General features: G+C 45.1%; 14 protein-coding genes and 1 riboswitch. Of the genes, 12 read left to right on the forward strand and 2 right to left on the reverse strand.

The window, feature by feature from the left end:
• The first annotated feature begins 52 nt into the window (after positions 1–52).
• From rpoN to ybaK, 7 genes are all read left to right on the forward strand, one after another.
• Positions 53–1,414: an RNA polymerase factor sigma-54 gene (rpoN, locus tag ACPW7J_RS07115; protein ID WP_161873224.1), complete on the forward strand. Its 1,362-nt coding sequence runs from the start codon at positions 53–55 to the stop codon at positions 1,412–1,414.
• A gap of 46 nt (positions 1,415–1,460) precedes the next feature.
• Positions 1,461–2,480 (forward strand): type I glyceraldehyde-3-phosphate dehydrogenase, encoded by a 1,020-nt coding sequence (gene gap / locus ACPW7J_RS07120; RefSeq protein WP_425757451.1) that lies wholly within the window; start codon positions 1,461–1,463, stop codon positions 2,478–2,480.
• Between the two features lie 74 nt (positions 2,481–2,554).
• The gene (locus ACPW7J_RS07125; RefSeq protein WP_425757453.1) at positions 2,555–3,739 is read left to right on the forward strand and encodes a phosphoglycerate kinase; all 1,185 of its coding nucleotides are present in this window, start codon (positions 2,555–2,557) and stop codon (positions 3,737–3,739) included.
• A 15-nt stretch (positions 3,740–3,754) separates the two neighbouring features.
• Entirely contained in the window at positions 3,755–4,510 is a 756-nt protein-coding gene (gene tpiA / locus ACPW7J_RS07130) for a triose-phosphate isomerase (RefSeq protein WP_161873221.1), read from the forward strand.
• A gap of 81 nt (positions 4,511–4,591) precedes the next feature.
• A complete protein-coding gene (secG, locus tag ACPW7J_RS07135) occupies positions 4,592–4,822 on the forward strand; it encodes a preprotein translocase subunit SecG (RefSeq protein ID WP_161873220.1) in 231 nt (76 codons plus the stop codon).
• A gap of 106 nt (positions 4,823–4,928) precedes the next feature.
• Positions 4,929–6,938: a sodium-translocating pyrophosphatase gene (locus tag ACPW7J_RS07140; protein ID WP_161873219.1), complete on the forward strand. Its 2,010-nt coding sequence runs from the start codon at positions 4,929–4,931 to the stop codon at positions 6,936–6,938.
• Positions 6,939–7,053: 115 nt separating this feature from the next.
• Positions 7,054–7,545 carry a Cys-tRNA(Pro) deacylase gene (gene ybaK, locus ACPW7J_RS07145; protein WP_161873218.1) on the forward strand — a complete coding sequence of 164 codons (492 nt, stop codon included), beginning with the start codon at positions 7,054–7,056 and terminating at the stop codon, positions 7,543–7,545.
• A 14-nt stretch (positions 7,546–7,559) separates the two neighbouring features.
• Here ybaK and ACPW7J_RS07150 read toward each other — a convergent pair whose 3' ends face one another.
• The gene (locus tag ACPW7J_RS07150; RefSeq protein WP_425757456.1) at positions 7,560–7,865 is read right to left on the reverse strand and encodes an AzlD domain-containing protein; all 306 of its coding nucleotides are present in this window, start codon (positions 7,863–7,865) and stop codon (positions 7,560–7,562) included.
• On the reverse strand, positions 7,862–8,632 hold the full coding sequence (locus ACPW7J_RS07155) for an AzlC family ABC transporter permease (protein ID WP_425757458.1): 771 nt from the start codon (positions 8,630–8,632) through the stop codon (positions 7,862–7,864). The genes ACPW7J_RS07150 and ACPW7J_RS07155 overlap by 4 nt, the downstream gene beginning before the upstream one ends.
• Before the next feature lie 175 nt (positions 8,633–8,807).
• Here ACPW7J_RS07155 and ACPW7J_RS07160 point away from each other — a divergent pair, with 175 nt between their 5' ends.
• The 5 genes from ACPW7J_RS07160 to ACPW7J_RS07180 all read left to right on the forward strand — a co-directional run bounded on the left by ACPW7J_RS07160 (position 8,808) and on the right by ACPW7J_RS07180 (position 13,222).
• Positions 8,808–9,890 carry an MGDG synthase family glycosyltransferase gene (locus tag ACPW7J_RS07160; RefSeq protein WP_425757460.1) on the forward strand — a complete coding sequence of 361 codons (1,083 nt, stop codon included), beginning with the start codon at positions 8,808–8,810 and terminating at the stop codon, positions 9,888–9,890.
• Complete coding sequence (locus tag ACPW7J_RS07165) at positions 9,881–10,585, forward strand: polysaccharide deacetylase family protein (protein WP_425757462.1); 705 nt, start codon at positions 9,881–9,883, stop codon at positions 10,583–10,585. The genes ACPW7J_RS07160 and ACPW7J_RS07165 overlap by 10 nt, the downstream gene beginning before the upstream one ends.
• On the forward strand, positions 10,582–11,613 hold the full coding sequence (locus ACPW7J_RS07170; protein WP_425757464.1) for a lysylphosphatidylglycerol synthase transmembrane domain-containing protein: 1,032 nt from the start codon (positions 10,582–10,584) through the stop codon (positions 11,611–11,613). Before ACPW7J_RS07165 ends, ACPW7J_RS07170 begins: the two co-directional genes overlap by 4 nt.
• Positions 11,611–11,708, forward strand: a riboswitch (TPP riboswitch). Its footprint overlaps the gene before it by 3 nt.
• A 29-nt stretch (positions 11,709–11,737) precedes the next feature.
• Positions 11,738–12,382 carry an energy-coupled thiamine transporter ThiT gene (gene thiT / locus ACPW7J_RS07175; protein ID WP_425757466.1) on the forward strand — a complete coding sequence of 215 codons (645 nt, stop codon included), beginning with the start codon at positions 11,738–11,740 and terminating at the stop codon, positions 12,380–12,382.
• Positions 12,383–12,445: 63 nt separating this feature from the next.
• Positions 12,446–13,222: an enoyl-CoA hydratase-related protein gene (locus ACPW7J_RS07180; RefSeq protein WP_424959816.1), complete on the forward strand. Its 777-nt coding sequence runs from the start codon at positions 12,446–12,448 to the stop codon at positions 13,220–13,222.
• Positions 13,223–13,249 lie beyond the last annotated feature (27 nt).

Genomic DNA, 13,249 nt, shown 5'->3' on the forward strand with positions numbered 1-13,249 from the left:
ATTGAAATATACTGTTTCAATATGGTATAATATTTGCATAGGAGATGGGAGTATGAAACTAGGTTACGAGCTTACAATTGAACAGACGCAAAAACTGTCCATGACGCCGGAACTGATTCAGGCCATTCAGATCCTGCAGTTTAACAATCAGGAGTTGGTGGACTATGTGCAGAATGAGCTTTTGGAAAACCCTGTGTTAGAGGCAGAAAAAAGCTATGATGCACAGGAGGTAGATATCAGGGAGAAGATTAGAGAGGCGGATTACGAGGAACAGAGTTTTCGTCAATGGGAATATACGCCTGACGACGACGATGACTATACCTATGAGCAGTATGTTTGGGAGGAGGATACGCTGACGGATTATCTTCTTAGTCAGCTGCAGTTCTCATCTTTAAAGGAAGAAAAAGCAAAGATAGGCCGTTATATTATCGAAGCAATTGATGAAAACGGTTATCTTACTGTGTCTGTAGAAGAAATTGTAAAAGCGGTTCATGCAGATACAGAATTGGTTGAGGAAGTTTTGAATTTTATTCAGACGTTTGATCCTTCGGGCGTCGGCGCGAGAAATCTGCGCGAGTGTCTGATCATCCAGCTGGCGGCCAAAGGACTTCTGACTGATGAGATTGAATATATCATTGAGAATATGCTGGAGGATTTGGCTGACAACCGCATTGCCCATATCGCAAAGACTTTGGGGGTAAAAAATCAGGAAGTTCAACAAATCGCGGATTTGATCCGTACGCTGGAGCCGAAGCCCGGCAGATTGTTTTCCTCTGGTGAAACCATTCGCTATGTAGTGCCAGATATCTTTGTTGAAAAGGTTAACGGCGACTATGTGGTTATGAATAATGATACCAGTGTTCCGAAGCTGATGGTCAGTTCCTATTATAATAAGCTGACGGCAGAAGCGGGAAAAGATGAAGAATTAAATAAGTATCTTAATGACAGGTTTAACGCTGCAGTATGGCTTATTCGAAGTATTGAGCAGCGGAAACAGACGATTTACAATGTTGCAAATGCAGTTGTAAAATACCAGCAGGACTTCTTTGACAGGGGAGAAAAGTTTTTAAAAACTTTGACGCTAAAACAGATAGCTGACGAGATTGGCGTTCATGAATCTACTGTGAGCAGATCCATCAATGGGAAATATATGCAAAGTCCGCGCGGTGTGTTTGAAATGAAGTATTTCTTTTCAAGCGGCGTTAGCGGCGGCGATGGAGAGGGTGTTTCTTCTAATAGCGTGAAATCTATTATCAAAGAGATCATTTCAGGTGAAGATACCAGCAAGCCGTACAGTGACCAGGATATGGTGGAAATATTGAAGGGAAAGGGTATCGATATTTCACGCCGTACGGTAGCAAAGTATAGAGAGGGCATGAATATTTTGTCTTCTTCGAAAAGAAGAAGATTTTAGTATAATATAATGTAACTTTAATCCAGAAGAGATATGGAGGTAAAAAATGGCAATTAAAGTTGGTATTAGTGGATTCGGAAGAATCGGAAGAGTAGTAATCAGAGCGGCAATGGACATGCCTGATATAGAAATCGCGGGCATCAATGTTCGTAATGCAGACATCGACTATCTGATTTATATGTTGAAATACGACACTACTTTTGGCCGCTTTCCGAAAACACTGGAAAAGTATGAGGAAGGTATTGTTATTGATGGAAAGAAGGTTCCTGTTTTCAGTGAATCTGAAGCCAAGAACATTCCTTGGGATAGATGTGGCGCTGAATACATAGTTGAGGCCACCGGTGCTTATACTACTACAGAAAAGGCTATGGATCATGTGAAGGCCGGCGCCAAGAAAGTTATTATTTCTGCACCGGCAAAAGATAAAACGACACCGACTTTTGTTTTCGGCGTAAACTCAGATGAATATACTGCTGACATGGATGTAGTTTCCAATGCGTCCTGTACGACGAATTGTCTTGCTCCTCTGTGTAAGGTTTTGGAAGAAAATTTCGGAATTGAGCAGGGATTGATGTCAACCATTCACTCGGCAACAGCTAAACAGAAGGTTGTAGACGCTCGTTCTATGAAGGACTGGAGAACAGGAAGAAGTGTATTCGGCAATGTTATCCCATCGACAACAGGGGCTGCTAAGGCCGTAGGATTGGTTATTCCGTCGCTGGCAGGGAAGATGACGGGTATTTCCTACCGCGTTCCGACAGCTGATGTCTCTGTTATAGATCTTAACGTGGTATTGAAGAAGTCCGCGTCTTATGACGCTATCTGCCGCGCTGTGAAAAAAGCTTCCGAGACTTATCTTCACGGGATTATTGAATATGTTGATGATGAAGTAGTTTCAGGTGATTTTGTTGGTGATCCGCATACTTCTATCTTCGATGCGAGAGAGGGCATTGAGCTGAATGATAAATTCTTCAAGCTGATCGCTTTCTATGATAATGAATACGGCTATTCCAGTAAAACGTTGGAATTGATCCGCCATATGTACGAAGTTGACAATGCGAAATAGACTTTGATTTTCATGGGGAAACACTGCGATGCAGTGTTTCCCCATAGCTTATGAAAATAAGAGGTAAAAAAGAAATGAAAAAAACAGTGAGAGACATTGATGTAAAGGGTAAACGTGTTCTGGTAAGATGTGATTTTAATGTACCGCAGAAAGACGGCGCGATTACGGATGATAAGCGGATTGTCAGCGCATTGCCGACGATCAGCTATTTGAGAGAGCATGGAGCCAAAATCATTTTGATGTCGCATCTTGGACGTCCAAAGGGTGAGCCGAAGCCGGAGTATACGTTGCGGCCCGTTGCAGATAGGCTTTCGGAGCTGCTGGATACGGAAGTGAAATTTACCAGTTGTCCGACCGTAATATGCGATACTGTAAAAGCTATGGCAGAGACTTTGCAGGACGGAGAGGTTATGCTTTTGGAGAATGTTCGTTTTCGTAAAGAGGAAACGGAAAACGGCGCTGACTTTGCTAAAGAATTGGCGTCTTTGGGTGAAATATTTGTGCAGGAAGCTTTTGGAACAGCGCACAGAGCCCATGCGTCCACAGCAGGCGTAGCTGATTATTTACCGGCCGTATCCGGCTTTCTCATTGAAAAAGAAGTGAAATTCTTGGGAAGCGCGGTGGAAGAACCGGAGCGTCCGTTTGTTGCGATCATGGGCGGCGCAAAGGTAGGCGATAAGATTCCTGTTATTGAAAGTCTGCTGCAGAAGGTAGATACTTTGATTATCGGCGGCGGTATGGCATATACATTTTTTAAAGCGATGGGTCTGGAAATCGGCACGTCAATTTTGGATGAGGAAAATATCGGTCTGGCAGGCGAGCTATTGCAAAAAGCGGCCGATGCAGGTGTTAAAATGCTTTTGCCTGTAGATATTGTCTGCGCGGAACGTTTTGACAATGACGCGCCTTCAACGATTGTTGACCGGGAGGAAATTCCGGCGGATATGATGGGACTTGATATCGGACCAAAAACAGTGGAAGTATACAGAAAGGCTTTGAATGAGGCAAAGACTGTCGTATGGAACGGACCGATGGGCGTTTTCGAGATGCCTTCCTTTGAAAAAGGAACTAAGGCTATTGCGGAAATTCTGGCAGAAAGTGACGCAGTGACCGTAATCGGCGGCGGTGATTCAGCGGCGGCGACAGAGCAGTTTGGACTTGCTGATAAAATGACTCATATTTCCACGGGCGGCGGCGCTTCACTGGAATTCCTGGAAGGTAGAGTTTTGCCGGGCATAGCTGTTATAGAAGACAAGTAGAAGGGAAGTATCAAAATGAGAATACCGTTCATTTGCGGCAATTGGAAGATGTATAAAACAAAAGAGGAAGCAGCGGCATTTGCTTCGGAATTCCGGCAGGCGTATCAAGATGCCGGCACGGATATCCGCGCCGCGATTTGTGCTCCTTTCACCCAGTTGGATACTCTTATTGAGGCTTTTTCGGGGACAGGAATCGGAGTCGGCGCGCAGAATGTTCATTTTGCTGACGAGGGAGCGTATACCGGTGAGATTTCTGCAGACATGCTGAAGGAGATAGGTGTAGATTACTGTATTGTAGGCCATTCGGAGAGACGCCAGTATTTTGGCGAGACTGATGAAACTGTCAACAAGAAGTTGAAAAAACTGCTGTACGCTACAGATATTATCCCGATTTTTTGTGTAGGAGAAACCCTGGAAGAAAGAGAAAACGGTAATCCGGCGGATGTAGTTGAGCGTCAGTTATCCTGCGGACTGCAGGGAATTGCGTCAGAGGACGCGAGCCGCATAGTGATTGCCTATGAGCCGGTATGGGCTATCGGCACAGGAAGAACCGCGACACCAGAACAGGCAGAAGAAATGTGTGCTTTTATTCGCGGTGTGCTGGAAAAGCTTTATGATGAGGATGTGTGCGATCAGGTAGTGATTCAATATGGAGGAAGCGTAAAACCGGAAAATGCTACGGAAATTATGAATATGGATGAGATAGACGGAGCTTTGGTTGGAGGCGCTAGCCTTGATCCAGCAAAATTCATGGAGATTATCAATTTTTAATGCGAAAATACTTGATTTTTACCATTTCTTATGATAAAGTTAAATGGTTAAAATTTAAGCACTCAACTAAGGAGGGATAAGATGAAAACCGCTCTTATGATATTATTGGCCGTTGCCAGCATTATCATCATTGCAAGCGTTCTGTTACAGTCAGGCAACAGCGACGGCTTGTCTGGTTCAATTGCAGGCGGTGCAGAGCAGTTGTTCGGGAAGAAGAAGAGCAGAGGCTATGAAGCGATTCTGAGCAAGATCACTGTTGTTTCAGCCGTACTGTTTATCGTACTGTCAATTGTTATCGTGGCACTATTTTAATGTGTTAATAATTTAATTAATTTTAAATATTCGCTTGAAAGTAAGAGGTACTTGATCGGTGCCTCTTAAACTGCTTTCATAACAAGGCGAAAAAGGAGGTATCATTATGAATTATGTTGCTCCTATCGCGGCCCTTGTTGGTCTGATCGTGGCATTTTGCCTGGCGTCATGGATCAGCAAGGCTGATGAAGGAACCGACAGAATGAAGGAAATCGCGGGTTATATCCGTGAGGGCGCTATGGCTTTCCTGAAAAGAGAATATAAGACCATGGCTATCGTTATCGTTGTACTGTTCCTGCTGATCGGAATTGGTCTGAAAAGCTGGCTTACAGCAGGACTTTACCTGTTAGGCGCATTGCTTTCCGTAGCGGCAGGCTATTGTGGAATGACTGTAGCCACAAAGGGTAACGTAAGAACTGCTAACGCGGCAAAGGAAGCCGGCATGCCGAAGGCGCTGAAAATTGCGTTTCGTTCCGGCGCTGTAATGGGTCTGTGCGTGTCCGGTCTCGGACTGCTCGGTCTGGGCGTTGTGTTCTGTGCGCTTGATCTTGCTACTGTTACACAATGTATCACAGGATTTGGTTTAGGCGCGTCTTCCATGGCTCTGTTCGGCAGAGTAGGCGGCGGTATCTATACGAAGGCTGCAGACGTAGGCGCTGACCTGGTAGGTAAGGTAGAAGCAGGCATTCCGGAAGACGATCCTCGTAACCCGGCGGTTATCGCTGATAACGTAGGCGACAATGTAGGCGACGTGGCTGGTATGGGTTCCGACCTGTTTGAATCTTATGTCGGATCTATTATTTCCGCTATTACATTATCTGCAGTTGCAGTTGCAAACGCACCGGAGATGGCGACCTTCTCACAGGAAACTGCTGCTGTATTCCCGTTGCTCTTGTCTGCAATCGGCATTATCTCCTCAGTCATCGGTATTTTGATGGTAAGAGGAAATGATAATACCAACCCTGCTTCAGCGTTGAATATGGGTACTTATATCAGTGGTATCATTGTTATTATCTGTGCATTGGTACTGAGTAAGCAGATGTTGGGCGATTTCACTTATGCTTTCGCTATTATTGCCGGATTGATTGCAGGTATCGCAATCGGTAAGATTACAGAAGTATATACCTCCGGTGATTATAAATCCGTTAAAAAAATTGCAGAGCAGTCCCAGACAGGCGCGGCTACAACCATCATCAGCGGTCTGGGCGTTGGTATGATGTCCACGCTGTGGCCGATCATCATGATCTGCATCGCAACATTTGTTGCCTATAAGTTTGCCGGTGTATACGGTATCGCTCTGGCTGCTGTAGGTATGCTGTCTACAGCTGGTATGACTGTTGCGGTTGACGCTTACGGTCCTGTATCCGACAATGCTGGCGGTATCGCAGAAATGTCAGAGCTTCCGCACGAAGTACGTGAGATCACGGACAAGCTGGATTCTGTTGGTAATACTACGGCTGCGATCGGTAAAGGATTCGCTATCGGTTCTGCGGCATTGACTGCGCTGGCTCTGTTCGTGTCCTACGCAGAGGTTGCAGATATTGATGTTGTAAGTCTGTTGAATCCGATCGTTATCATCGGTGTATTCATCGGCGCTATGCTGCCGTTCCTGTTCTCCGCTATGACGATGAACTCCGTAGGAAAAGCAGCTAATCAGATGATTGAGGAAGTTAGAAGACAGTTTAGAGAAGATAAGGGTATCATGGAAGGTACTTCCAAACCTGATTATGCAAGATGTGTAGATATCTCTACCGGCGCTGCTCTGAAGGAAATGGTTGTTCCGGGTCTGATGGCGATTATCGCGCCTCTGGCTGTAGGTTTCCTTCTCGGCGCTGAAGCGTTGGCTGGTATGCTTGGCGGCGCTCTGTCCGCAGGCGTGCTCCTTGCCATCATGATGTCTAACGCAGGCGGCGCGTGGGATAACGCTAAGAAGTATATCGAAGAAGGTAACTTTGGCGGTAAGGGCAGCGAGCCTCATAAGGCTGCTGTTGTCGGCGATACTGTCGGCGATCCGTTTAAGGATACTTCCGGTCCTTCTATCAACATTTTGATTAAGCTGATGACCATCGTTGCAGTTGTATTTGCTCCGATGTTTGGAAATGGAATCTTAGGCTAATAATCGAAAGATCGAGATAAAAGTATGACATGATAAGGCGTTGTGGAACGATATTTTGTGTACCACAGCGCCTTTTGCTGTCAGGAGGTATTATACAAGGGAGAGGGAAGTCATTATGGCAAAAAAAGAAAAAGAACCGAAGACCAACGCTGTACGGATGGTAGCCGCAAAAAAGATACCGTATAAATTGCATACATATGACGCGCCGGACGGATTTTTAGACGGCGTATCTGTGGCAAAGCAGACGGGACAGAACCCTGACACTGTATTTAAGACGCTAGTTCTGGTAGGACACAGCAAAGCGCATTATGTCTGTGTGATTCCTGTCGCTTGCGAACTGGATCTAAAGAAAGCGGCAAAGCATTTCGGAGAGAAGAATATCGAGATGATTCACGCGAAAGAGATTACGCCGTTGACCGGTTATATCAAGGGAGGCTGCTCGCCAATCGGTATGAAAAAGCTGTTTCCGACAGTAATTCACGAGTCAGCCCGGTACTTGCCGGCAATTTGTGTCAGCGGCGGTAAGGTAGGATTGCAAATGGAATTATCGCCTGACGCCCTATTAGAATTGGCGCAGGCGGGATACGCGGATATTATTAAAGCGTAGGCGGAATTTGATTATCAGAGAATCAATTCTGTAAGATATACTGCGATACAGCTGGCAACAGCTACCTTGAACAGATTGCCGTCGATCCACGCGACAACGATAGCGGCAAGAAAGGCAGTTACGCCGCTGGAAATATTGTTGGTTGCCGTAATGATGGCGGGGAAGGCCATAACCGCTAAAGTTACATAAGGCACGTAATAAAGAAAGGAACGTATGAAGGTATTGTTAATTTCCTTTTGAATCAAAGTCAGCGGCAGCGCTCGAATAGCATAGATTGTCAATGCTGCCACTAATAGATAAATATATGTCTGATCGTTCATTTGGACACCTCATTTTCTTCTGCTGCGGACAGCTTGTCCGCATCTTTTTTTGTTTCCCGGCTGATTCTGTCATTTTTAACAGGATTGATTATTGCAGCAGCTGAGGCAATAACGATTGTCAGAATGATGATTTGTGTTCCGGCTGAAATTTCTTTGAAATACGGAAGAAAAGAAAATGCCGCGCTTGCAGCCATAGAAGCAGTGACTACTACGGCTATGGTTCGATCCTGTTTCGACGCGGGTATAACTACAGCCAGAAACATACCGTAAATTGCTACGCTGAAGGCGCTGGAAAGGCTTGGCGGTAGAATGTTGCCCGCGGCGGCTCCAAGAATCGTTCCCAGAACCCAGCCGGGAGAAGCAACAGTGGCAGCGCCATACGGGTAATATGGATTCAGTTCCCCTTTGACAGAGGCGCTGATACCGAAGATCTCGTCAGTAACGAAATAGGAAAGCAGTAAGCGCTTCAGCAGTGAAGTATCGGAAGGAATTTTCTGTGATAAAGAGCACGACATGAGGAAATACCGCATATTGATGATCAGCATGGTAAAAGCCATGGCAATAAATCCTGCATTGTCCGCGATAACTGTCAAAACGGCGAATTCACCAGCTGACGCATGCATTAAAAAGGACATAAGTCCAGATTGTGCCGGCCCCATTCCCATAGCTTTAGCGGCGATACCCAAAGTAAAGCCCACCGCGAAGTAGCCCAGCGCGATGGGCGTTCCATCTTTGATCCCCTGTAAATACCATTTCTTATTGTTCATTTCTTTATACGCCTCACAAATTTAGTATTATCTATTATTTTAAGCTATCTTGCAATTAAAGTAAAGTAAGAATTCCGTAATAAATTCCTTAATAAATCTTAACCTCCGCTTAACTGGCGTTTAATATTTATGTTTTAAAATAGAGGTATAGAAATCTAAAGGGAGAAAACGGATTATGAACATTATGATATTAACAGGACGCTTTGGTTTGGGCCATGTGAAAGCCGCCGAAGCAATCAAAGAACAGATTTTGACAGAAAATCCGGAAAGCAATGTAGAGATCATCGATTTCATGGATTATATGTTTCCGGCAATCAGCAAATGCATTTACAAGGGGTTTAACTTTTTGGTAGCGAGATGCAGCGGTTTGTACAACGCTATGAATAAAGCAGCAGGTGATACGAATATGATACCGCTGAAATTGACCGTAACCAAAAAAATTGATCGTCTTATAATGGACTACCAACCGGATCGTATCGTCGTGGCTTTTCCGGTGTGCTCGCAATATATTTCAGCCTATAAGAGAATGCGCCGCTGCGCCGTGCCGCTGTATACCTATATCACGGATATTACTGCTCATGAGGAATGGATTGCCCCTGCGACAGACCGCTATTTTGTGGGCGATATTACGACAAAGAACGCGTTGCAGTCCAAAGGCGTGCCGGCGGATAGAATTACGGTCAGCGGAATTCCGGTGCTACAGCGTTTTCAGCAAAGGGTATCTGAAAGACAACGCGGCCGGACCTTCGGCCGGAAGAAACAGATTCTCGTCATGGGCGGCGGTCTTGGGTTGCTTCCGTCATCAAAGGATTTTCTTCAGATCCTCAATGAGCAGGAGGACGTTGAAACTACGGTTATATGCGGCCATAATAAAAAACTGCTGGATACGATTCAGATAGAATATCCATTTATTCATGCTGTCGGCTATACTGATCATGTGGAACAATATATGAAAGAGGCTGATCTTTTAGTCACCAAGGCTGGCGGTTTGACCACCTTTGAGGCAGTGGCGGCCTGTACGCCGCTTTATATTATCCATCCGTTTCTGGAGCAGGAGTTTGGCAATGCCAGTTATATAGAAAATCATAATATCGGTAGAGTTTTGTGGGATACACATATAGACGAAGGTGAAGATATTTTGCGGCTGTTGAGAGATGAGAAACTTCTTCATCAGATGAGCCGGAACATGGAGATGCTTAAGACAACTTTTGAACCATGCGAATTTTTTGAGGGAGAAGGAGAGAAAAGATGCAGTTAAAGAAGCATAAAAAATATTTAGCCGCTGCAGCTCTTGTAGCAGCATCCTATAGCTTTTTGCCTTCTCAGGCAGGAAAATGGAAATTCTATACGGACGGCGGAGAGAGGACTAAGACCATTTATCTCACTTTTGATGATGGTCCCAGCACAGAGTATACGGAATCGCTGCTGGATTTATTAGACGAGTATCAGATTAAGGCGGCTTTTTTCGTAGTTGCGGAGGCGGCGGAGCAAAATCCCGATTTGATCAGGAGAATGCAGCAGGAGGGGCACCTGATAGGCCTCCATTCATTGCGCCACGAGAGCGCTATGGTGCAGACGCCGAGCCAAACGCGCAGAGATCTGTGCGAAAGTATAGCGATTTTGAAGAGACTAGGCGTGACGCCAATATACTACAGACCGCCTTGGGGACATGTAAATTTGGCGACGCTGCGGCTGATAAGAAGGTTGAGGTTAAAAAAGGTATTATGGCATGTGATGGCGCAGGACTGGAAAGAGGATACGAGCCGGGAGGAAATTCAGTATAAACTGCTTAAGCGAACAGGACGAGGCGATATTATCTGTCTGCATGATGGCAGAGGCAGCGACGGAGCGCCCGGAAGAATGCTGGCGGCTCTTGCTGATACGATTCCTGTTTGGCTTGAGGAAGGGTGGCAGTTTAAACGATTAGATGAAAGAAAAGGGGGCTTTGTGTGAAAAAAGCGTTGAAAAACGGCGGGCTGTTTTTGGCGCTGGTGTGCCTAACATTTTATGTAATTGGAAAAGATTTGAATTTGGTTCAATTGCGCGCTGCTTTATTAAGTGCAAACTTTATATGGATGGTGGCAGCTGTTTTAGCCTCTGCTGTCTTTCTTTGCTGTGAAGGAACGAATATTGCGCGGCTGTTACGGGGATTTGGTTGCAATTGCCGACTTTATCAGGGAATACGGTACGCTCTGACAGGATTCTTTTTTAGTTCGGTAACGCCGTCCGCTTCCGGAGGACAGCCAATGCAGCTATATGCTATGCACAAGGATCATGTGGCGATTTCACGGGGTACGCTGGCGCTATTGGGCGAGTTACTCAGCTTTCAGGTTGTTACAGTAATGTTGGCTATGTGTGGATTCCTGTTTCAACGGCAGATGATTTTAGATACCTCGAAAGGACTATGGTGGGTTTTTCTAATCGGCGTTGGAGTGAATTTGGCAGTGACAGCTGTTTTAATTATGGCGCTGTTTAGGCCTGCGATAATCAATACGTTAATGGGGCTATTGGTAAGGCTCATTTCACGATTCAGCCAAAGAAAGGGCGCGCAGGCTGAAAAGTTTTTGTCAGCACAATTGACTGACTATGCGGACAGTGTGTTTCAATTGCGTCAGAAACCAATTTTGATGGTAAAGACCTTCCTGACGACGCTAATTCAGATGACGGCAATGTACAGCATAACATATTTGACATATCGCGCTCTTGGTATGCAATCCTTTGATTTTTTTCAGGTAGTATCACTGCAAGCTGTTTTATATGTATCTGTTTCAGCTTTGCCTTTGCCGGGAGCGGTGGGCGTAAGTGAGGGTGGATTCCTTTTGCTATTTCAGACATTGTATCCTGACGGACTGTTAACCGGCGCTATGCTGTTGTCACGCGCCGCAAGCTTTTATCTTCCTGTATTGTTCAGCGGACTTTATGCAGCGGTATATTTTAGTAGAGGAATGGTTGACAAAACGGTAAAAAAAGTATATTCTTAAATCAGCTAGGGGAGCTTTCGCTGAGAATGGCTTTTGCCAGACCCTTAAGACCTGACGCAGTTAATGCTGCCGTAGGCAAGCGATTTGTTATCCCCTCCAATATTTATATGGAGGTTTTTTTATTATGTTTGAAAATTTGCAGGGATTCTTTGAATCTACAATGGGACAGGTGATTGTGATCGCGGTTATTGCTGTCTTTTTCTTTTTGATTGTTTTTCCTATGGGAGCGCAAAAAGAAAAGAAGATGGATACGAAGGCCATAACGATTTCAGCATTGTTGATTGCTCTTGCCGTAGGACTTGGACAGATTAAGCTCTTTGAAATGCCTTATGGCGGCACGGTCACTGTGTTTTCTATGCTGCCTGTGGCGTTGTGCGGTTATATTCTGGGAATTCGGCGCGGTGTTATGGCAGGTATGTGCGTAGGGCTGCTTAACTTGATTTTCGGACCTTACGTCATCCATCCTGTTCAGCTTCTTGTAGACTATCCATTTGCTTTCGGAGCATTGGGATTGGCTGGATTTTTTTCTGAAAGCGGTAAGAACGGTTTGACGAAAGGATATTTGTTGGGACTCTTTTCCAGATATATCTGTGCGGTTGTATCCGGTATTGTCTTTTTTGGAGCATATGCGCCAGAGGGATTTAACGCTGTTACGTGGTCCTTATTTTATAATTTTACTTATTTAGCGGCTGAGGGTATTCTGACTGTGGTAATTATTTCACTTCCTCCTGTAAAGAAAGCGTTAGAAGGGTTGAAAAAACAGTTATAAAATGTTATATTATTAACAAAGGAACAATTTCATTCTATTATGGAGAAAGGGAGAACAATCAACATGTACGAAAATATTAAATTCGAAGCAAAAGAAGGTATCGGTTATGTTACGATCAACCGTCCGAAGGCAATGAACGCGTTGAATATGGATGTTCTGAGTGAATTGTACGATGTATTTACCAAAATTGAAGGAGACGCTGAAGTAAAAGCAGTTATCCTGACCGGTGAAGGCAAGGCGTTTGTTGCAGGCGCTGATATCGCACAGATGCATCAGCTTACCGCGCTGGAAGGCCGTCAGATGATGATTATGGGTCACAAGGTGATGAACCTGATTGAAGCAATAGAAAAGCCAGTTATCGCTGCGGTTAACGGTTTCGCGCTGGGCGGAGGCTGTGAGCTTGCTATGGCTTGCGATATCAGAATCGCTTCTGAAAAGGCCAAATTCGGTCAGCCAGAGGTTGGTCTTGGTATCATTCCTGGTTTTGGCGGTACACAGAGATTAGCAAGACTGGTAGGCAAAGGTATGGCAAAATATCTGATCATGACTGCGGAAATGATTCCTGCAGCGGAGGCTTACAGAATCGGACTTGTTGAGAAGGTTGCAGCGCCGGAGGAGCTGATGGCTGAAGCGGAGAAGGTTGCAAAGACCATCGCATCTAAAGCGCCGATTGCTATCGCGACGGCGAAGACTGCGATCAATAACGGTTACGACATGGATATGAAATCTGCGAGCAAGTTTGAAATAGAAACTTTCACAGCGGCTTTCGGTTCTGAGGATAAGACCGAGGGTATGGCCGCATTTCTGGAAAAGAGAGCGCCGGAGTTTAAAAACAAATAAGTAATGTTTTTTCGAGTAGGAGAACAG

This window comes from Ihubacter sp. rT4E-8 (assembly GCF_049852125.1).
Lineage (GTDB): Bacteria > Bacillota > Clostridia > Peptostreptococcales > Anaerovoracaceae > Senimuribacter.